Consider the following 20,687-nt stretch of genomic DNA (forward strand, 5'->3'; position numbering starts at 1 on the left):
CCCGGGTCCCGCCTAGGGATCCGGGCCACGACCGCCGAGCGGTCCCGCGAGACTCCTCCGACGCCTGCCCCACCTTCACACCCCGCTGCCGGGGCGGGCGTCGGACGGAACCGTTGCCAAGCGCGACGGACTCGCCCATGTTCATCTTGTAAACCTCGTGCGTCGACGGCGCGTTCCGCGTCCCGTCCCGCACACCCTTCCGCGCCTTTCCCAAACAGCGCGGCATCCCCGCCGGTCAGGCGGCGAAGGAGATGGTTCACGTGTCCGCTACGCCCGTGCTGGCGTTGCGCGGAGTCTCCAAGCGATTCGGTGCGGTCCAGGCCCTCACCGACGTCGAGCTGGAGGTCCACGCCGGAGAAGTGGTCGCCCTCGTGGGCGACAACGGCGCAGGTAAGTCCACCCTGGTCAAGACGATCGCGGGTGTCCACCCCATCGATGAGGGCGTCATCGAGTGGGACGGCAAGCCGGTCAGCATCACCAAGCCGCACGACGCCCAGGGACTCGGCGTCGCGACGGTCTACCAGGACCTCGCCCTCTGCGACAACCTCGATGTCGTCGGCAACCTCTACCTCGGGCGCGAGCTGCTCCGCCGCGGCGTCATCGACGAGGTGTCGATGGAGAAGAACGCCCGGGAGCTGCTGTCCACGCTCTCCATCCGCATCCCCAGCGTGCGCATCCCGATCGCGAGCCTCTCCGGAGGCCAGCGCCAGGTCGTCGCCATCGCCCGCGCGCTGATCGGCGACCCGAAGGTCGTCATCCTCGACGAGCCCACCGCCGCCCTCGGCGTCGAGCAGACCGCGCAGGTCCTCGACCTGGTCGAGCGGCTGCGCGAGCGGGACCTCGGCGTCATCCTCATCAGCCACAACATGGCCGACGTCAAGGCGGTCGCGGACACCGTCGCCGTGCTGCGCCTGGGCAAGAACAACGGCTCCTTCCCCGTGAAGGACACCAGCCACGAAGAGATCATCGCCGCGATCACGGGTGCCACGGACAACGCCGTCACCCGTCGTGCGGGGCGTCGCACCGCGGAGGCGGCCAAGTGAGCGACACGTCCAAGACCGTGAAGAGCGACAACGCCGAGGCCGCGGAGGCCGAGAAGAGCGACAGCGCAAAGGCCCCGAAGGCCACCAAGGTCGAGAAGACCGACGGCGTCGTCGAGAAGCAGGCGACCGTCGCCCCCGCCGACGACCCCACCGCGGCCCCCGTCGCCGTCGTCGACCCGCGCCTGCTGGTGCGCGAAGAGGGACTCAAGGGCTACGTCACCGAGTTCAAGCGCAAGGTGAAGGGCGGCGAGCTGGGCTCGCTGCCGGTCTTCATCGGCCTGATCATCATCTGGACGATCTTCCAGCTCCAGAACGACCGCTTCCTGAGCGCCGAGAACCTCTCGAACGTCAGCTACTTCCTCTCGGCCACCGGCATGCTCGCCATCGGCCTGGTGTTCGTCCTGCTGCTCGGTGAGATCGACCTGTCCGTCGGCTCCGTCAGCGGCCTGGCGTCCACCCTGTTCGCCGTGTTCGTGGTCGACCACACCATGAACCAGTGGCTGGCGCTGTTCCTCACCATCCTCACCGGTGTCGCGATCGGCGCACTGCACGGCTGGTTCTTCGCCAAGATCGGCGTCCCCGCGTTCGTCGTCACCCTGGCCGGCTTCCTCGGCTGGAACGGTCTGATGCTGTGGCTGCTGGGCTCCAGCGGCACCATCAACATCCCGGCCGACTCCGGCCCGGTCCACCTGCTCGGCCAGGGCTCCTTCTTCATGGACCAGGCCATCATCGGCGCCTACCTGCTGGCCGGCCTGGGTGTCGTGCTGATGCTCGTCGGCAACTTCGGTGAGCAGCGCCGCCGCAAGGTCGCGGGTGTGCCGTTCCGGCCGACCAGCGAGATCCTGATCCGCGTCGGCGCGCTCGGCATCGCCTCCTTCGTGGCCGCCGCCGTGCTGAACAACGCCGCCGGCGTCTCCAACGCCCTGGTCATCTTCCTGGCCTGCCTGGTGATCGTCGACTTCGTGCTGCGCCGCACCACCTACGGCCGCAAGGTCTTCGCGGTCGGCGGCGGCATCGAGGCCGCGCGCCGCGCCGGCATCAACGTGTCGCTGATCCGGATCACCGTGTTCGCCATCGCCGGTGGCTTCGCGGCGGTCGGCGGTATGTTCTTCGCCGGCCAGACGGCCAGCGCCACGCTGAACGCCGGTGGCGGCAACACGCTGATGCTGGCGATCGCCGCGGCGGTCATCGGCGGCACCAGCCTCTTCGGCGGCCGCGGCTCGGTGTGGTCCGCGCTGCTCGGCATGCTGGTCATCCAGTCCATCCAGACCGGTCTGGACCTGCTCAACATGAACACCTCGATCCAGTACATGATCACCGGTGGTGTTCTGCTCGGCGCGGTCGTCATCGACTCCGTCTCCCGCAAGAGCCAGAAGGCCGCAGGTCGCGGCTGACGCTCCCCGGGACCGCGCCGTCGCGTCCCCCGGCTGTGCCCGGCACCGTCCCCGGTGCCGGGCACAGCGCTGTCATAGGAACCGTCCAACATGGGTACGGCCGACGGGTGACCTATGACGCACGGGCCGGAGCACGCGGGCCGAGACGGAACATTAGACTCGACGAACCCGGCAACAGCTCGATCAGCTCTACTGCAAGGAGGCACGGGTGCCGCTGCTGACCCGCATCACGGGACCGCGCGATCTGGACCGGCTCAGCCCGGAGGAGCTGGACCAGCTGGCGGGGGAGATCCGCGCCTTCCTCGTCGAGGCCGTCTCCAAGACCGGCGGCCACCTCGGGCCCAACCTCGGCGTGGTCGAGCTCACCATCGCCCTCCACCGGGTCTTCGAGTCCCCCAAGGACAAGGTGCTCTGGGACACCGGCCACCAGTCCTACGTGCACAAGCTGCTCACGGGACGGCAGGACTTCTCCCGGCTGAAGATGAAGGGCGGCCTGTCCGGCTACCCCTCGCAGGCCGAGTCCGAGCACGACGTCATCGAGAACAGCCACGCCTCCACGGTGCTCGGCTGGGCCGACGGCATCGCCAAGGCCAACCAGCTCCTCCAGCGCGACAGCCACGTCGTCGCCGTCATCGGTGACGGCGCGCTGACCGGCGGCATGGCCTGGGAGGCGCTCAACAACATCGCCGAGGCCAAGGACCGCCCGCTCGTCATCGTCGTCAACGACAACGAGCGCTCCTACGCCCCCACGATCGGCGGCCTCGCCAACCACCTCGCCACGCTCCGCACGACCGACGGCTACGAGCGCTTCCTCGCCCGGACGAAGGAGATCCTCGACCGCACCCCCGTCGTCGGCAAGCCGCTCTTCGACACCCTGCACGGCGCCAAGAAGGGCCTGAAGGACTTCATCGCCCCCCAGGGCATGTTCGAGGACCTCGGCCTGAAGTACGTCGGCCCGATCGACGGGCACGACATCGAGGCCCTGGAGTCGGCGCTGGCCCGCGCCAAGCGGTTCGGCGGGCCCGTCATCGTGCACTGCCTCACCGAGAAGGGCCGCGGCTACCAGCCCGCCCTCCAGGACGAGGCGGACCGCTTCCACGCCGTCGGCAAGATCCACCCCGACACCGGTCTGCCGATCTCCACCTCCGGCGCCGACTGGACCTCCGTCTTCGGCGACGAGATGGTCAAGCTCGGCGAGGAGCGCGGGGACATCGTCGCCATCACGGCCGCCATGCTCCAGCCGGTGGGCCTGGACAAGTTCGCCAAGGCCTTCCCGGAGCGCGTCTACGACGTCGGCATCGCCGAGCAGCACGGCGCCGTCTCCGCGGCGGGCCTCGCGCACGCGGGCGTGCACCCCGTCTTCGCCGTGTACGCCACCTTCCTCAACCGCGCCTTCGACCAGGTCCTCATGGACGTAGCGCTCCACAAGTGCGGGGTGACGTTCGTCCTGGACCGGGCCGGCGTCACCGGCACCGACGGCGCCTCCCACAACGGCATGTGGGACATGTCGATCCTCCAGGTCGTGCCGGGGCTCAGGCTGGCCGCGCCGCGCGACGCCGACCAGGTGCGCGCCCAGTTGCGCGAGGCCGTCGAGGTCGACGACGCACCGACCGTCGTCCGCTTCTCCAAGGGCGCCGTCGGCCCCGCCGTGCCCGCCGTGGGACGGGTGGGCGGCATGGACGTGCTGCGTGAGCCCGGCACCGACCGGCCCGACGTGCTGCTCGTCTCGGTCGGCGCCCTGGCGCCCATGTGCCTGGAGATCGCCGGGCTCCTCGACCGGCAGGGCATCTCCACCACCGTCGTCGACCCGCGCTGGGTCAAACCGGTCGACGAGGCGATGGCCCCGCTCGCCGACCGGCACCGGGTGGTCGTCACCGTCGAGGACAACTCCCGCGTCGGCGGTGTCGGCTCCGCGATCGCGCAGGCCCTGCGGGACGCGGGCGTCGACGTCCCGCTGCGCGACTTCGGCATCCCGCCGCGCTTCCTCGACCACGCCACCCGCGCCGAGGTCATGGCCGAGATCGGTCTGACCGCCCCCGACATCGCCCGGCAGGTCACCGGACTGGTCTCCCGGCTGGACGGGCGGTACGACGGCTCGGCGGCCGAGGTCGACTCCGTGGAGTCCGCCCGCGACTGACGCGCCGCGAGGGCCCGGACGCGCCGCGAGGGTTCGGCCGTGCCGAAGACGTCCGGACGGACATGCCGAACGCGCCGGAAAGGGCCGGTTGTGCCACCGTGAGGAGTGGTGCGACCGGCCCGTCCGCGTGACACGCCCACGCCGTGGCATACGCACCACGCCCCCTCTCGACCATGTCGAGGACGACAAGCGTGGGAGGTAAGCCCGTGAGCAGCACCCTCTTCCGGACGAAGAAGGTCGAGCAGTCCATCCTCGACACCGAGGAACCGGAGCACGCGCTCAAGAAGTCGCTGTCCGCGCTGGACCTGACCGTCTTCGGTGTCGGTGTCATCATCGGCACCGGCATCTTCGTCCTCACCGGCACGGTCGCCAGGAACAACGCCGGTCCGGCCGTGGCCCTGGCCTTCGTCGTGGCCGGGGTCGTCTGTGCGCTCGCCGCGCTCTGCTACGCCGAGTTCGCCTCCACCGTCCCGGTGGCGGGCTCCGCGTACACCTTCTCCTACGCCTCCCTCGGGGAACTCCCCGCCTGGATCATCGGCTGGGACCTGGTCCTGGAGTTCGCGCTGGGCACGGCGGTGGTGGCGGTCGGCTGGTCCGGCTACGTCGCCTCGCTGCTGGACAACGCGGGGTGGCACCTGCCGGCGGCGCTCGGCACCAGGGACGGCGCCGAAGGGTTCGGCTTCGACATCCTCGCCGCCGCGCTCGTCCTCGTGCTCACCGCCATCCTCGTGGTCGGCACCAAGCTGTCCGCGCGCGTCACCTCGGTCGTCGTCGCCATCAAGGTGACCGTCGTCCTCGTCGTGATCATCGCGGGTGCCTTCCTCGTCGAGACCAGGAACTACGACCCGTTCATCCCGAAGGCGCAGGCGGTGTCGGCGGACGACAGCCTCCAGTCCCCGCTCATCCAGCTGATGTTCGGCTGGGCGCCGTCCAACTTCGGCGTGATGGGCATCTTCACCGCCGCGTCCGTCGTGTTCTTCGCCTTCATCGGCTTCGACGTCGTCGCCACGGCCGCCGAGGAGACCAGGAACCCGCAGCGGGACATGCCGCGCGGCATCATCGGCTCCCTGCTCATCTGCACCGTCCTCTACGTCCTGGTGTCCATCGTCGTGACCGGGATGCAGCACTACAGCAGACTGAACATCACCGCGCCGCTCGCCGACGCGTTCAAGGCCACCGGCCATCCCTGGTTCGCGGGCTTCATCAGCTTCGGCGCCGCCGTCGGCCTGACCACGGTCTGCATGATCCTGCTCCTCGGCCAGACCCGGGTCTTCTTCGCGATGAGCCGCGACGGGCTGCTGCCGCGCTTCTTCTCCCGGGTCCACCCGCGGTTCAAGACCCCGCACCGGCCGACCATCCTGCTCGGCGTCCTCATCGCCGTCCTCGCCGGCTTCACCCCGCTGAGCGAACTCGCCGAACTGGTGAACATCGGCACGCTCTTCGCGTTCGTGGTCGTCGCGATCGGTGTGATCGTCCTCCGCCGCACCCGCCCCGACCTGCACCGGGCGTTCCGCACGCCCTGGGTGCCGGTCCTCCCCGTCCTGTCGGTGGCGGCCTCCCTGTGGCTGATGCTCAACCTGCCCGCCGAGACCTGGATCCGCTTCGCCGTCTGGATGGTCATCGGCATCCTCGTCTACTTCCTCTACGGCCGCTCCCACAGCCGGCTGGGCCGCCACGAGGAGACCACGGTCGAGGAGGTGGCCCACCCGCACCCGGACGGCAACCCCTGACCCGCCCCGCCCTCAGCCGCCGAGCACGGCCCGCGGTCCCGCGACCTCCGCGCCGTGCTCCGTCACCCGGCGGCGCAGTTCCCGGTCGGCCGTGACGACCAGGCGGTGGCGGCCGGCGGCGCGGGCGACCAGGTCGACGACGTGGTCGTCGCCGCTGCCGGGGGCCGACTCCACGCGCACGCCGGGCACCGACTCCACCCCGCGGGCGGCACCCTCGACGACGAGCACGATCTCCTGCGGTCCGGGGTGTCCGGGGAGGCCGTCGGCGGCCAGCCGGCCCCGCAGCCGCTCCGTGGCGCCCCGCCGGTCGCGCCACCAGCCGTCGGGCACCGATCCCACGACGTTCGCGGCGTCGACGATCACCAGCAAGGGGGAGGCGTGGTCCCCGGGCTCAGCGTTCATGGGCCCAGGGTGGCACGGACGCCGGCCGGGCGTGTGCCCCGAGCGGCGGCGCCCGGCGGCGGCCGACATACAGTGAGCGGGTGAACGGCGAATGGCTCATACGCGGCCGCGACGGGCGGCTCAGTGTCTACCTGACGTCACACGACGCCGTGCTGTGCCGGGCGGAGCGGACCAGGGGCGGCCCCTGGGACCCGCCCCGCACGGTGGCCGGCGAACAGAGGGTGCGGCCGGACGGCGTGGCCGTCGGGCAGGGCACCGACGGCTACGCCCATCTGGCCGCCTGGCGGCCGACCGCGTCGGGGGAGGCGGTCCTGGTGCACTCCACCCACTTCCGGCCGCTGCTCGCGGCCCTGGACTGGGCTCCGGCCGGCCACCCCAACACGACGGGCGGACGCACGGGCACGCCCGCCGTCGCCGTCGACGCCCAGGGGCGGGCGCACGTCTTCGTGCGCAACGTCGGCACCGGGATCAGCATGGTCGCCCAGAAGGAGAAGGGCGGCTGGGACCCGTGGCGCGACCTGAAGGGGCAGGGCGTACAGGGCCCGCCGGTCGCCGTGACGGGGGAGTCCGGGCGCGTCGAGGCGTACGCGGCCGTCTCCGGCGCGATCCTCCACTGGCGGCAGGCCGATCCGGGCGCCGTCCCGGTACGGGAGGAACCCCTGGAGGCGGCGGTCCGCCCCGGCACCCTGCGCGCCCTCGCCACCTCCGCCGAGCACACCACCCTCTTCTTCACCGACGACGACTCCGGCGAGGTCTGCGCCTGGCGCCCCGGCGGCAAGCCGGTCCCGCTGCTCGCCGCGGCCGGGCCCGGCCCGGTGGCCGCCGTCCGCTGCGAACTCGACGGCCACGACTGCACGTTGCTCGCCCAGCGCGCCGCGAGCGGTCGCGTCGCCTTCGCCGCCTACCCGACCGAGGACGAGACGGCCGGCGCCTGGTGGACCGAGTCGGGCCCCCACCTGCCGGACGACGCCGTGGTGGCCCTCGCCCGGGACCACGGCGGCCGGGTGGTCGCGGTGACCCTGTCCCCGTCGACCGGCCGCCTCCTCGCCAGCCGCCGCAAGGAGGAGCCGGGGCTGGCGCTGACGGCGTGGCAGGAGGTGTGAGCGGGCGGGACCGGCCCCGGGCCGTGCCCGCGACATCCCGCCCGGCGCGCGGACACGACCCAGCCGCTCAGGCGATCCGCACGATCCACTGCCGGCCGCCGACCGCCGGTCCCGACCGCGACCGCCGTTCCGATCCCGGTCCGCGTCCCGGGGTGGAACAGCGGGGCGGTCGCGGTGTCCGCGTCCGGCACCAGCGCACCGAAGCGGACCCCGTGCCGCGACGGCGGTCCCCGTTGTGCCCGTCCCGTGAGGGATGATCACATGATCTCCGCGACGCCCGATCTCACCTCACCGAAAGCGAGTTCACCCATGGCAGTGGGACGAAGAGTCTTCCTCGGGGCCTTCACCGCCGGCGCGGTCACCGTCGCCGCGGGTACCGAGGCGGCGGCCGCCGACGACGAGTACACGCCGTACACCGCGCCGGCCCAGTTCTACGGGACGTCGACGACGGCGCACACGGTCACCATCAACCACAAGGCCACCTCCGGCGACCGGGCGGCGCTGAACGTCACGTCGGACAATCCCGCCACCTCGGCCATGTACCTGACCGGTGTGGAGACCTCGCGCGGAACGCTGAAGATCTCGCACATGGGGTACGCCGACGGCTCGGACGCCGGTTCCGCCGGTCTGTCGATCGACCTCAGGACGTCCGGCACCGCCTCCCAGGGCATCTTCGTCACCGCGACCGACGGCCCGACCAAGGGCGCCCTGATCGTCCTGCGCAACAACCCCGGCGTGGAGGACCTCGTCGTCAAGAGCACCGGCCGTACCGGCATCGGCATCGCCCGCGGCGCCACGCCCCAGTCCCAGCTCCACGTGGTCGCGGCGGCCGACGCCCCGTCCGCCGTCCTCGCCGAGGGCGCGGTGCGGCTCGCGGACGTCGCGGCCGTACCGACCAACGCGCCCGCCGCGGCCGGCGGCGGTTCCCTGTACGCCCAGGACGGCGCGCTGTTCTGGAAGGGCGGCGACGGCACGGTCACCGAAGTCGCGCCGGCGTAAGGGGGGACGAGGGTGCAACTGACCCCGGAGGAACTCGTCTCCGAGTTCCACGACGCCGTCATGGAGCTGTACTTCGCCCGCAAGCGCATCGCGCTGCTGGAGGAGGAGAACGCCGAGCTGAGGGCACGGCTCGCCGCGGCCGGACCGGACGCCGCGAGCGTATGACGCGAGGGCCTCCGCCGGACGGCGGAGGCCCTCTGCACGTCCCCGTGACGGTCAGGCGGGAACCGACGCCACGCCCGGCGCCAGGAACCGCTTGCCGGTCACCCGCTCCGAGACGCCCTCGCGGTCCAGGTACGGCGTGACGCCGCCCAGGTGGAAGGGCCAGCCGGCACCGGTGATCAGGCAGAGGTCGATGTCCTGAGCCTCGGCGACGACGCCCTCGTCGAGCATCAGCCCGATCTCCTGCGCCACCGCCTCCAGGACGCGCGCCCGCACCTGCTCCTCGGTGAGGACCGTGTCGCCCTGCTTCAGCAGCGCGGCGACCTCGGGGTCCAGCTCGCGCTTACCGCTGTCGTAGACGTAGAAGCCGCGCTTGCCCGCCCCGACGACCGCCTTGAGGTTCGGGGAGACCGTGAAGCGGTCCGGGAACGCCCGGTGGAGCGTCTCCGAGACGTGCAGGCCGATCGCGGGACCGACCAGCTCCAGCAGGACCAGCGGCGACATCGGCAGGCCCAGCGGCTCGACCGCCTTCTCCGCGACCTCGACCGGGGTGCCCTCGTCGATGACGTTCTGCACCTCGCCCATGAAGCGGGTGAGGACGCGGTTGACGACGAACGCCGGGGCGTCCTTCACCAGGACCGCCGTCTTCCTCAGCTTCTTGGCGACGGCGAACGCCGTGGCCAGCGAGGCGTCGTCGGTCCGCTCGCCGCGCACGATCTCCAGCAGCGGCAGCACGGCGACCGGGTTGAAGAAGTGGAAGCCGACGACCCGCTCGGGGTGCTTGAGCTTCGACGCCATCTCGGTGACCGAGAGGGAGGAGGTGTTGGTGGCGAGGATCGCGTGCGCCGGGGCGACCGCCTCGACCTCCGCGAACACCTGCTGCTTGACGCCGATCTCCTCGAACACGGCCTCGATGACGAAGTCCGCGTCCGCGAAGCCCTCGGCCTTGTCCAGGACACCGGTCACCAGCGCCTTGAGGCGGTTGGCCTTGTCCTGGTCGACACGGCCCTTGGCGAGCAGCTTGTCGATCTCGGCGTGGACGTAGCCGACGCCCTTGTCGACGCGCTCCTGGTCGATGTCGGTCAGCACGACCGGCACCTCCAGGCGGCGCAGGAAGAGCAGGGCGAGCTGCGAGGCCATCAGGCCCGCGCCCACCACGCCGACCTTGGTGACCGGCCGCGCCAGCGACTTGTCCGGGGCGCCCGCGGGACGCTTGCCGCGCTTCTGCACCAGGTTGAAGGCGTAGAGGCCGGAGCGCAGTTCACCGCCCATGATCAGGTCGGCGAGCGCCCGGTCCTCGGCGTCGAAGCCCCGCTGGAGGTCGCCGTCCTTGGCGGCGGCGATGATCTCGAGGGCGCGGTAGGCGGCCGGGGCCGCACCGTGCACCTTGCCGTCGGCGATGAACCGGCCGCGTGCGACGGCCCGGTCCCAGGCCTCGCCGCGGTCGATCACCGGGCGGTCGACGACGATCTCGCCCTTGAGGACGGAGGCCGTCCAGATGAGCGACTGCTCCAGGAAGTCGGCGCCCTCGAACAGCGCGTCGGCGATGCCCAGCTCGTAGACCTGTGCGCCCTTGAGCTGCTTGTTCTGGTTGAGGCTGTTCTCGATGATCACCGAGACGGCCTTGTCGGCGCCGATCAGGTTCGGCAGCAGCGCGCAGCCGCCCCAGCCCGGGACCAGGCCCAGGAACACCTCGGGGAGGGAGAACGCCGGAACGGCCGCGGACACCGTGCGGTACGTACAGTGCAGGCCGACCTCGACACCGCCGCCCATGGCCGCGCCGTTGTAGTACGCGAACGTCGGGACCGCCAGGGACGACAGCCGCTTGAAGACCTCGTGGCCGCCCTTGCCGATGGCGAGGGCGTGGTCGTGCTCCTTGAGGAGCTCGACGCCCTTCAGGTCGGCGCCGACGGCGAAGATGAACGGCTTGCCGGTGACCCCGACGCCGACGATCCCGCCGTCCGCGGCCTCCTGCTCGACCTGGTCGATCGCGGTGTTCAGGTTCGCGAGGGACTGCGGGCCGAAGGTGGTCGGCTTGGTGTGGTCCAGGCCGTTGTCCAGGGTGATCAGGGCGAAGCGGCCCCCACCCAGCGGCAGGTCGAAGTGGCGTACGTGCGCGCTGGTGACGACCTCGTCCGGGAACAGCTCGGCCGCACCCTTCAACAGCTCTGCGGTGGTGCTCACTTGTCCCCCTCGAAGTGCGGGTTCTCCCAGACGACGGTCGCGCCCATGCCGAAGCCGACGCACATGGTGGTCAGGCCGTAGCGGACGTGCGGCTGCTCCTCGAACTGGCGGGCCAGCTGCGTCATCAGACGGACGCCCGACGAGGCCAGCGGGTGGCCGAAGGCGATGGCGCCGCCGTACTGGTTGACGCGCTCGTCGTCGTCGGCGATGCCGTAGTGGTCGAGGAAGGCCAGGACCTGGACGGCGAAGGCCTCGTTGATCTCGAACAGACCGATGTCGGAGATCGACAGCCCCGCCTGGCGGAGGGCCTTCTCGGTGGCCGGGATCGGGCCGTAGCCCATGACCTCCGGCTCCACGCCCGCGAAGGCGTAGGAGACCAGGCGCATCTTGACCGGCAGGCCGTTCTCGCGCGCGAAGTCCTCGGACGCGATGAGGGAGGCGGTGGCGCCGTCGTTCAGACCGGCCGCGTTGCCCGCCGTGACCCGGCCGTGCACCCGGAAGGGGGTCTTCAGGCCCGCCAGGTTCTCCAGCGTGGTGCCCGGGCGCATCGGCTCGTCGGCGGTGACCAGGCCCCAGCCGGTCTCGCCGCCCTCCGGGCTGGTGCGGCGCACCGAGATCGGCACCAGGTCGGCCTGGATCTTGCCGTTGGCGTACGCCTTGGCGGCCTTCTCCTGCGAGCGCACCGCGTACTCGTCGGCGCGCAGCTTGGTGATCTGCGGGTAGCGGTCGTGCAGGTTCTCCGCGGTCATGCCCATGAACAGGGCCGACTCGTCGACCAGCTTCTCGCTCACGAACCGCGGGTTGGGGTCGACGCCCTCGCCCATCGGGTGGCGGCCCATGTGCTCGACACCGCCGGCGACGGCGATGTCGTACGCGCCGAAGGCGACGGAACCGGCCACCGAGGTGACGGCGGTCAGCGCACCGGCGCACATGCGGTCGATGGAGTAGCCCGGGACCGAGGTGGGCAGGCCCGCGAGGATGCCGGCGGTGCGGCCGATGGTCAGGCCCTGGTCGCCGATCTGGGTGGTCGCGGCGATGGCGACCTCGTCGATCTTCTTCGGGTCGAGGCCGGGGTTGCGGCGCAGCAGCTCCCGGATCGCCTTCACGACGAGGTCGTCGGCGCGGGTCTCGTGGTAGACGCCCTTCGGGCCCGCCTTGCCGAACGGGGTGCGGACGCCGTCGACGAAGACGACGTCCCTGACGGTACGAGGCACGATGGCTCTCCTCCAGGTGCGGGATGGCACTGCTGCGACGCGCAAGCGCTGAGCGCGCGCTCAGAACCCATGCTACTTATGGGTAACGTGACTGCCCAGTCCGGGACGCCCAAGCGGCGAAGGTCACACCTTCGGGGGTGCGGTCGACCCCCGGGGCGTCAGTACCGGCGTCGGCACCGGGTGCGATCCCGGGCCCGCCCCCGTGATCACCCCGAACAGCGTCCGCGCCGCCTCCGCGCCGAAGCCGAACACGTCATGGCTCATCGCCGACAGCGTGGGATGGGTCAGACGGCACAGCTGCGAGTCGTCCCAGGCCAGCAGGGACACGTCCCGCGGCACGGACAGGCCCATCTCGGCCGCCACCGACAGCCCCGCCACGGCCATGATGTCGTTGTCGTAGACGATGGCCGTCGGCCGGTCCGGCGGCGCGGCCGTCAGCATCGACCGGGTGGCCCGCGCCCCCGCCTCCCCGGAGTAGTCCGTCGCGACCTGCCACGCCCCGGCCAGCCCCAGGCTCCGCGCCGCCTCGTCGAACGCGGCCGCCCGGATCACCGTGTGCCCGAGCGCGGCGGCGCCCCCCACCCGGGCGACACGGCGGTGCCCCAGCGCGGCGAGATACCGCACGGCCTCCGTCACGGCGGTGGCGTCGTCCGTCCACACGGACGTCAGGGAGCCGGTCAGCGAGGGATGCCCCACGGCCACCACCGGCATCCCCAGCCGCTCGGCCGCCGCCACCCGGGGATCGTCGGCCCGGAAGTCCACCAGGATCGACCCGCCGACCTGCCGCCCCCGCCACCACGACTCCTGGATCGCGACCTCCTCCTCCACGGACCGCACCAGCCGCAGCAGCAGCGAGCAGGAGTGCTCGGTCAGCACGCTCTCCACCCCGGAGACGAACTCCATGTAGAACGGCTCCAGCCCCAGCATCCGGGCCGGCCGGCAGACCGCCAGCCCCACCACGTCCACGCGCGAGCCGGCCAGCGACCGCGCGGTCAGGCTCGGCTCCCAGCCCAGCTCCCGCGCCGCCGCGAAGATGCGGTCCCGGGTCGCCTCCGACAGCCCCGGCTTGCGGTTGAAGGCGAGCGAGACCGCGCCCTTGGACACGCCGGCGCGCGCGGCGACGTCCTTGATGGTGACGCGGGAGGGCGGGGAGGCTGTCATCGAGCGGGCTCCTGGCAGTACAGCGCGGCACGGGCGGCGCCGGCGTCCGGAGTCTCCCAGCCCGTGACGCCGATCGTCACCCGCTCCCCGGGAAGCAGGGTGACGAGCCCCCGGTCGGCCCGCGCCCCCGGCGCCAGCCGGTCCGCCTGGAGCAGCAGGTCCCGCACCAGGGTGCGGGCGCTCACCTCGACGCCCCCGGGGACGACGGCCACCTCGAACTCCGGGCGCGGATAGGGGATCTCCCGGTCGGGCACCGGGAAGTGCACGGCCCGCAGCCCTTCCCCGCCGTCGGCGCCCGGCACGTCGGCCACCAGGAACTCCTTCGCCCCGGCGGGCTCCAGCTCCGCCGGCACCTCCACCCCGGCCACCGTCCGCGGGTCCGCCGCGAACGCGGCGCCGGCCGTGGCGAGCACCTCCCCCTCGACGGACATCCGCCGCAGCGACACCGTCCCCGCCCACCGCCCGGCCGCCTGGTTGACGGCCGCCAGCAGCAGCCCGCCGGACCGCCGCCGCACGGTGAGCAGCCGGTCGGCGTACACCCGTCGCAGCTCGTGGTAGAGCGGCTTCTCCCGCCCGTCGCCGTCGATCGCCGCCCAGGACGTCACCGGCCAGCAGTCGTTGAGCTGCCAGACGACGGTGCCCGCGCACACCGGCCAGTGCGCGCGCCAGTGCTCGATCCCGGCGGCGACCGCACGGGCCTGGTTGACCTGGGTGAGGTAGTGCCAGCGGTCGAAGTCCCCCGCCGGGACGGCGAAGTGCCGGGCGAGCCCGCGCTCCAGCTTGCCGTTGCCGTCCTCGGCCTTCTGGTGGTGCAGCATGCCGGGGGAGCCGGCCGCGAGCTCCTCCCCGGGCAGCGCCCGCCGCAGCGTGGCGTACGCCGGCGGGGCCTGCCAGCCGAACTCGGCCACGAACCGGGGCACGGTGAGCCGGTAGTCGGCGTAGTCCTCCCGGTTCCACACCTCCCACGAGTGGTGCGTGCCGTGCGCGGGATCGTTCGGATGGTGCCGCCACGACCCCGACCAGGGACTGCCCGCCGTGTACGGCCGTGTCGGATCCAGCTCGGCCACCACCCGCGGCAGCAGCCCGAGGTAGTACCCCTCCCCCCACGAGGCGCCGCCGAGCCGCTCCTCCCACTGCCAGTCCCGGAACCCCCACAGGTTCTCGTTGTTGCCGTTCCACAGCACCAGCGACGGGTGCGGCATCAGCCGTACGACGTTCTCCCGGGCCTCCGCCTCCACCTCGCCCCGCAGCGGCTGCTCCTCGGGGTAGGCCGCGCACGCGAACGGGAAGTCCTGCCACACCAGCAGGCCCAGCTCGTCGCACGCGTCGTAGAAGTCCTCGCTCTCGTAGATCCCGCCGCCCCAGACCCGCACGAGATCCACGCCGGCGCCGGCGGCCTGCCCCAGCCGCTCCCGGTAGCGCTCCCGCGTCACCCGGGAGGGGAACACGTCGTCCGGGATCCAGTTCACGCCCCGCGCGAAGAGCCGCTCCCCGTTGACGACGAGCGTGAACCCGGTGCCGTGCGCGTCGGCGGAGGTGTCCAGCGCGACGGTCCGGAAGCCGACCCGCCGCCGCCACACGTCCAGCGGCGCCGCCCCGTGGCGCAACGTCAGCTCCACGTCGTACAGAGGCTGCCCGCCGTACCCGCGCGGCCACCACAGCCGCGCCCCCGGCACCTCCACCCGTACGACACCGGCCGTGCCCGCCACCTCGGCCCGCACCCGGCGGCCGTCCACCCGGGCCTCCAGGGTGAGCGCGGCCTCCACCCGGGTCCGCTCCACGTCGACCCGCAACTCCACGACACCGACGCCCCCCTCCACGGTGACGAGCGGGCGCACCCGGGCGATCCGCGCCGTCGACCAGCGCTCCAGCCGCACCGGCCGCCAGATCCCGGCCGTGACCAGGGTCGGCCCCCAGTCCCAGCCGAAGGAGCAGGCCATCTTGCGGACGTACTGGTACGGCTCGGCGTAGGCGGCCGGCCGCTCGCCGAGCCGTCCGCGCACGGCCTCCGCCTCGGCGTAGGCGGACCGGAACCGGACCGCCAGGGTGCCGCTCGTCCCGGTCACGTCGAAGCGGTAGGAGCGGTGCATGTTCCGTACGCGGCCCAGGAGCTGACCGTCCACCAGGATCTCGGCGGCCGTGTCCAGCCCGTCGAAGACCAGATCGGTCTGCTCGTGCCCGGACCCCGCCTCCGGCAGCCGCGTCTCGTACGTCCACTCCCGCCGCCCCACCCACCCGAGCGCGGTCTCGTTCCGGCCGAGGAACGGGTCCGGGATCACCCCCGCCGCGAGCAGATCGGTGTGCACGCACCCCGGCACCACGGCCGGGAGCGCGTCCCGCCCGTGCCGCAGGATCCATCCGTCGGTGAGCGGTGTCGCCTCCAGCATGCGCACTCCCTAAACCGGTAAACCCCAGTGTTCGAGCGTTGTTCCCCATCCTTGGCGGGAATGGGACTTTACCGGTTGAGAAAGCGCTGCCAGAGTGCCGAACCAGCCAACCCGTACGCGCTCCACCACCCCGTACGCGTTCCACCAACCCGTACGCGTTCCACCACCCCGCACGTGCTCGTCCGTCCCGTGAACGGAGCTGATGCACATGAACCGCCGTACAGTCCTCGCCGTCGTCGCGGGAGCCGCCCTGCTGCTCCCCGGCTGCACCGGTACAGCAGGCACCTCCCAGGGCGCGGAGGCGGCGGCGCCCACCGATCCCGCGAAGGTGAGCGGCACCATCACGGTCCTCACCGTCCGCACGGACCTCGTGCAGGACGGGACGATGAAGTCGTACGCCGCAGAGTTCAACAAGACGTACCCCAAGGTGAAGGTCGAGTTCCAGGCCCTCACCAACTACGAGGCCGAGATTAAGATCCGGATGAACACGGAGGACTACGGCGACGTCCTGCTGATCCCCGGCGTGATCAAGAAGGACGACTACCCGAAGTACTTCGCCTCCCTCGGCACCGTGGCCGAGCGCTCCGAGAAGTACCGCTTCACCGACTTCACCGCCGTCGACGGCAAGGTCTACGGCCAGACCCCGGTCGGGGTGATGCCCGGCTTCGTCTACAACAAGCGGGTGTGGCGGGAGGCCGGGGTCACCGCGTGGCCCACCACCTCCGCCGAGTTCCTGGCCGCCCTGAAGGCGATCAAGACGAAGACCGACGCGACCCCCTACTACACCAACTTCGCCGCCCAGTGGCCGCTGACCTCGTGGACCTTCGTCAACGGCTCGGTCAGCTGCGACCCGCAGGCCACCACGAAGCTCGCCGAGGGCGACCCGTGGGCGGCGGGCTCCGACCTGCGCACCGGCGACCGGCTGCTGTACGACATCGTCCGGCAGGGCCTCGCCGAGAAGGACCCGACGACCACCAACTGGGAGCTGTCCAAGCCGCAGTTGGCTAAGGGCGAGATCGCCACCCAGTGGCTCGGCACCTGGGCGATCGTGCAGTTCCAGGACGCCGCGAAGAAGGCCGGCGTGAACCCCGACGACATCGGCTTCATGCCCTTCCCCGCGCAGGTCGACGGCACGTTCTGCGCGACCGTCGGCCCCGACTACAACCAGGCCGTCAACATCCACTCGAAGCACAAGGAGGCGGCCCGCGCCTGGATCGACTGGTTCACCGACAAGTCCGGCTACGACCGGGACAACCTGGCCATCTCCCCGCTCAAGGACGCGCCGATGCCCGAGGTGCTGAAGCCCTACGAGGACGCGGGGGTGAAGCTGATCGAGCTGGACGACTCGGCGGGCGCGGAGGTCAAGCTGATCGACGACGAGTCCGAGGTCGGCATCAACAAGCCCGAGTACCGGCAGGACATCGTCGACCTCGCGCGCGGCGCGAAGAAGGGCAGCCTGGACGACTTCCTGGCCGGCCTCGGCGAGAAGTGGACCGAGACGCGGAAGAACGTGGCCGGCTGATGGCGCACACCACCGAGAAGGCGCGCTCCGAGGCCGCGGCGCCGGCCTCGGAGCGCGCCGCCCCCGCACCGGCCCCGCGGCGGACCCGGGTCTGGCGGACCGTCACCCCGTGGCTGTTCCTGCTCGCCCCGCTCGCCCTCCTGGTCACCTTCACCTACGCGCCGATCGCCAACATGGTCGCGTACAGCTTCACCGACTGGGACGGCGTGAGCCCCGAGCTGCACTACACGGGCACCGGGAACTACACGGAGATCTTCACCCGGGAGGACCTCTTCCAGGTGTTCTTCGTCAGCGGCTACTACCTGGCCGCCTCGGCGTTCCAGATCGTCGCCGCGCTGTACTTCGCGACGGTGCTGAGCTTCGAGGTCCGCTTCCGGAACTTCTTCAAGGGCGTGCTCTTCTTCCCCTCCCTGGTCAACGGTGTCGCGATCGGCTTCGTCTTCCTGTACTTCTTCCAGGACGGCGGCACCCTCGACACGGTCCTCTCACTCTTCGGATACCACACCGACCACGCCTGGCTGGGCACGCCGTTCTCCGCGAACACCTCGCTCGCCGGCGTCTCGGTCTGGCGCCACCTCGGTATGAACTTCGTGCTGTTCCTCGGCGCGATCCAGTCCATCCCGGGGGAGCTGTACGAGGCGTCGGAGCTGGACGGCGCCAACCGCTGGCACCAGTTCCGCCACATCATCCTGCCCGGCATCAAGCCGGTGCTGACCCTGACCGTGATCCTCTCGGTGTCCGGCTCGCTGTCCGCCTTCGAGATCCCGTACATCATGACCGGCGGGGCGACCGGCACCGAGACCTTCGTGATCCAGACCGTGAAGCTGGCCTTCCAGTTCAACAAGACGGGCCTCGCGTCGGCGGCCGCCGTGGTGCTGCTGCTGATCATCCTGGCGGTGACCTGGGTGCAGCGGCGTCTCGTCCCCGACGAGAGGGTGGACCTCGTATGACCCGCCGAGCCGTTGCCCGCGCCCTGGTGTACCTGTCGCTGGTCCTCGCGGCGGTGGTCGTCCTGCTCCCGCTGGGCGTCGTCTTCCTGACCTCGCTGAAGACCGGGAACGAGACCGCGAACGACGGCGGGGCCCTCACGCTCCCGCGCGACCCGCTCCACTTCGACAACTACGTGACGGCGTTCCGCGACGGCGGAATGCTCACGGCCTTCGGCAACACCGCCTTCATCCTGGTGGTGTCCGTCGGCGGCACGGTCCTCATCGGCTCGATGACGGCGTACGCGATCGACCGCTTCACCTTCCGCCTGCGGAAACTGGTGGTCGCCCTCTTCCTGGTCGCCGCGCTGGTCCCCGGGGTGACCACGCAGGTGGCCACCTTCCAGATCGTCCACGGCTTCGGCCTGTTCGACACCCGCTGGGCGCCGATCGCCCTCTACCTGGGCACCGACATCGTGTCGATCTACATCTTCCTGCAGTTCGTCCGCTCGATCCCGGTCTCCCTGGACGAGGCGGCCCGCCTCGACGGCGCCAACTCCTTCACCGTCTACCGCAGGATTATCCTGCCGCTGCTGAAACCGGCGATCGCGACGGTCGTGATCGTGAAGGGGATCGCCGTCTACAACGACTTCTACATCCCGTTCCTCTACATGCCCTCGCAGGATCTTGGCGTGATCTCGACGTCACTGTTCCGCTTCAAGGGGCCCTACTCGGCCCACTGGGAGACGATCTCGGCGGGAGCGGTCCTGGTCATCCTGCCGACCCTGATCGTCTTCCTCGCCCTGCAGAAGTACATCTACAACGGCTTCATGCGCGGCGCGTCCCGGTGAAGTGAGCGAGAGGCGCCCCGGCGACCTCGCGGCCGCCGTGGGACGGACAGGTCCCACGGCGGCCGGGCGCGCTCACGCGGACAGGGCCGCGACCAGCACCGGCGTCACCTGTTCGACCTGCCAGGGCCGCGCCCCGAGCGCCGACAGCGCGGCGGCGATCGACTCCCCGTCGACCGGGGCGGGCGGCTCCCAGCAGACGCGCCGTACGGTGTCCGGCGCGACGAGGTTCTCCTGCGGCATGTTCAGTTCCTCGGCCAGGGCCGACACCGCGGTCCGCGCGGCCGACAGCCGGGCGGCGGCCACCGGGTCCTTGTCGGCCCACGCCCGCGGCGGCGGAGGCCCGGCGACCGGCTGCCCCGGCTGCGGCAACTGCGACTCGCTCAGCGCCCTCGCCCGGTCCACGGCGGCCTGCCACTGCTCCAGCTGCCGTCGCCCCATCCGGTGCCCGAACCCGTTCAGCGCGGCGAGCGCGTGCACGGTGGCCGGGAGGGCGAGCGCGGCCTCCACGATGGCCGCGTCCGACAGCACCTTGCCCGGCGACACGTCCCGCCGCTGCGCGATCCGGTCCCGGGTCTGCCACAGCTCCCGGACGACGCCGAGCTGCCGCCGGCGGCGCACCTTGTGCATGCCGGAGGTACGGCGCCAGGGGTCCTTGCGGGGCTCGGGCGGCGGGGCCGAGGCGATCGCGTCGAACTCCTGCCGGGCCCACTCCAGCTTGCCCTGCCGGTCCAGCTCCTTCTCCAGCGCGTCGCGCAGATCGACCAGGAGCTCGACGTCCAGGGCGGCGTAGCGCAGCCACGGCTCGGGCAGCGGCCGGGTCGACCAGTCGACGGCGGAGTGTCCCTTCTCCAGGACGAAGCCGAGGACACCCTCGACCATGGCGCCGAGGCCGACCCGCGGGAATCCGGCGAGCCGTCCGGCCAGCTCGGTGTCGAACAACCGCGTCGGCACCATGCCTATCTCGCGCAGGCAGGGCAGGTCCTGGGTGGCGGCGTGCAGCACCCACTCGACGCCGGACAGGGCGTCGCCCAGGGCGGTCAGGTCGGGGCAGGCGACGGGGTCGATCAGCGCGGTGCCGGCGCCCTGGCGGCGCAGCTGCACCAGGTAGGCGCGCTGGCCGTAGCGGTAGCCGGAGGCGCGCTCGGCATCGACGGCGACGGGGCCGGAACCGGCGGCGAAGGCCGCGATCACGGCGGCGAGGGAGGCCTCGTCGGCGATGACGTCGGGGATGCCCTCGCGTGGTTCGAGCAGTGGTGTCGGCGCCCCGGAAACAGGTGAAGCAGTAGTTCCGCCGTCGTCCGGAGGGGCGCCTCCGGTGGTTCGCAGTGAGCTGGCTGCTGCGGTTTCTTGGGCGTCGGTCACCTGTCAAGGGTATCCGTGTGTGGACGGCGGCCCCCGCCCGCCACGTCGCCCGGCGCGCGCCGCACGGGGAGAAAACCCCCACCCCCCCCCTCGCCACGCCGCGGGACCCC

16 protein-coding genes are annotated in these 20,687 nt (G+C 71.7%); 10 read left to right on the top strand and 6 right to left on the bottom strand.

Annotation, left to right across the window (positions count from 1 at the left end):
• Positions 1 to 251: 251 nt before the first annotated feature.
• From ACFV9M_RS11605 to ACFV9M_RS11620, 4 genes are all read left to right on the top strand, one after another.
• Positions 252 to 1,043 (top strand): ATP-binding cassette domain-containing protein, encoded by a 792-nt coding sequence (locus ACFV9M_RS11605; protein WP_385062642.1) that lies wholly within the window; start codon positions 252 to 254, stop codon positions 1,041 to 1,043.
• Complete coding sequence (locus ACFV9M_RS11610; RefSeq protein WP_385062640.1) at positions 1,040 to 2,437, top strand: sugar ABC transporter permease; 1,398 nt, start codon at positions 1,040 to 1,042, stop codon at positions 2,435 to 2,437. The genes ACFV9M_RS11605 and ACFV9M_RS11610 overlap by 4 nt, the downstream gene beginning before the upstream one ends.
• 208 nt (positions 2,438 to 2,645) lie before the next feature.
• Entirely contained in the window at positions 2,646 to 4,574 is a 1,929-nt protein-coding gene (gene dxs, locus ACFV9M_RS11615; RefSeq protein ID WP_385062638.1) for a 1-deoxy-D-xylulose-5-phosphate synthase, read from the top strand.
• 206 nt (positions 4,575 to 4,780) lie between these two features.
• Positions 4,781 to 6,304, top strand: a complete 1,524-nt coding sequence (locus tag ACFV9M_RS11620) for an amino acid permease (protein WP_385062636.1) — start codon at positions 4,781 to 4,783, stop codon at positions 6,302 to 6,304.
• Positions 6,305 to 6,316: 12 nt separating this feature from the next.
• Here the strand turns inward: ACFV9M_RS11620 and ACFV9M_RS11625 are convergent, their stop codons facing one another.
• Positions 6,317 to 6,706, bottom strand: coding sequence for an NTP pyrophosphohydrolase (locus tag ACFV9M_RS11625; RefSeq protein WP_385062634.1), 390 nt, complete (start codon positions 6,704 to 6,706; stop codon positions 6,317 to 6,319).
• An 80-nt stretch (positions 6,707 to 6,786) separates the two neighbouring features.
• Here ACFV9M_RS11625 and ACFV9M_RS11630 point away from each other — a divergent pair, with 80 nt between their 5' ends.
• The 3 genes from ACFV9M_RS11630 (at position 6,787) to ACFV9M_RS11640 (ending at position 8,973) form a co-directional block, all read left to right on the top strand.
• On the top strand, positions 6,787 to 7,809 hold the full coding sequence (locus ACFV9M_RS11630) for a hypothetical protein (RefSeq protein WP_385062632.1): 1,023 nt from the start codon (positions 6,787 to 6,789) through the stop codon (positions 7,807 to 7,809).
• 309 nt (positions 7,810 to 8,118) lie between these two features.
• On the top strand, positions 8,119 to 8,808 hold the full coding sequence (locus ACFV9M_RS11635) for a hyaluronoglucosaminidase (protein WP_385062630.1): 690 nt from the start codon (positions 8,119 to 8,121) through the stop codon (positions 8,806 to 8,808).
• Positions 8,809 to 8,820: 12 nt separating this feature from the next.
• Positions 8,821 to 8,973 carry a hypothetical protein gene (locus tag ACFV9M_RS11640; RefSeq protein WP_385062628.1) on the top strand — a complete coding sequence of 51 codons (153 nt, stop codon included), beginning with the start codon at positions 8,821 to 8,823 and terminating at the stop codon, positions 8,971 to 8,973.
• 51 nt (positions 8,974 to 9,024) lie between these two features.
• On the opposite strand, the gene ACFV9M_RS11645 is transcribed toward ACFV9M_RS11640, so the two are convergent.
• The 4 genes from ACFV9M_RS11645 to ACFV9M_RS11660 all read right to left on the bottom strand — a co-directional run bounded on the left by ACFV9M_RS11645 (position 9,025) and on the right by ACFV9M_RS11660 (position 15,916).
• Positions 9,025 to 11,154 carry a 3-hydroxyacyl-CoA dehydrogenase NAD-binding domain-containing protein gene (locus ACFV9M_RS11645; RefSeq protein WP_385062626.1) on the bottom strand — a complete coding sequence of 710 codons (2,130 nt, stop codon included), beginning with the start codon at positions 11,152 to 11,154 and terminating at the stop codon, positions 9,025 to 9,027.
• Positions 11,151 to 12,368, bottom strand: coding sequence for a thiolase family protein (locus ACFV9M_RS11650; RefSeq protein WP_385062624.1), 1,218 nt, complete (start codon positions 12,366 to 12,368; stop codon positions 11,151 to 11,153). Before ACFV9M_RS11650 ends, ACFV9M_RS11645 begins: the two co-directional genes overlap by 4 nt.
• 123 nt (positions 12,369 to 12,491) lie before the next feature.
• On the bottom strand, positions 12,492 to 13,529 hold the full coding sequence (locus ACFV9M_RS11655) for a LacI family DNA-binding transcriptional regulator (protein ID WP_385062622.1): 1,038 nt from the start codon (positions 13,527 to 13,529) through the stop codon (positions 12,492 to 12,494).
• Positions 13,526 to 15,916, bottom strand: coding sequence for a glycoside hydrolase family 2 protein (locus ACFV9M_RS11660; RefSeq protein WP_385062620.1), 2,391 nt, complete (start codon positions 15,914 to 15,916; stop codon positions 13,526 to 13,528). Before ACFV9M_RS11660 ends, ACFV9M_RS11655 begins: the two co-directional genes overlap by 4 nt.
• Before the next feature lie 208 nt (positions 15,917 to 16,124).
• Between ACFV9M_RS11660 and ACFV9M_RS11665 the strand changes: the two genes are divergently transcribed.
• The 3 genes from ACFV9M_RS11665 to ACFV9M_RS11675 are packed head-to-tail and all read left to right on the top strand — an operon-like array spanning position 16,125 to position 19,215.
• A complete protein-coding gene (locus ACFV9M_RS11665; protein WP_385062618.1) occupies positions 16,125 to 17,438 on the top strand; it encodes an extracellular solute-binding protein in 1,314 nt (437 codons plus the stop codon).
• Positions 17,438 to 18,388, top strand: coding sequence for a carbohydrate ABC transporter permease (locus ACFV9M_RS11670; RefSeq protein ID WP_385062616.1), 951 nt, complete (start codon positions 17,438 to 17,440; stop codon positions 18,386 to 18,388). Before ACFV9M_RS11665 ends, ACFV9M_RS11670 begins: the two co-directional genes overlap by 1 nt.
• On the top strand, positions 18,385 to 19,215 hold the full coding sequence (locus ACFV9M_RS11675) for a carbohydrate ABC transporter permease (protein WP_385062614.1): 831 nt from the start codon (positions 18,385 to 18,387) through the stop codon (positions 19,213 to 19,215). The genes ACFV9M_RS11670 and ACFV9M_RS11675 overlap by 4 nt, the downstream gene beginning before the upstream one ends.
• 72 nt (positions 19,216 to 19,287) lie before the next feature.
• On the opposite strand, the gene ACFV9M_RS11680 is transcribed toward ACFV9M_RS11675, so the two are convergent.
• Positions 19,288 to 20,577, bottom strand: a complete 1,290-nt coding sequence (locus ACFV9M_RS11680; protein WP_385062612.1) for a ribonuclease D — start codon at positions 20,575 to 20,577, stop codon at positions 19,288 to 19,290.
• Between the last annotated feature and the right edge of the window lie 110 nt (positions 20,578 to 20,687).

It is taken from the genome of Streptomyces sp. NPDC059895 (assembly GCF_042731035.1).
Classification (GTDB): domain Bacteria; phylum Actinomycetota; class Actinomycetes; order Streptomycetales; family Streptomycetaceae; genus Streptomyces.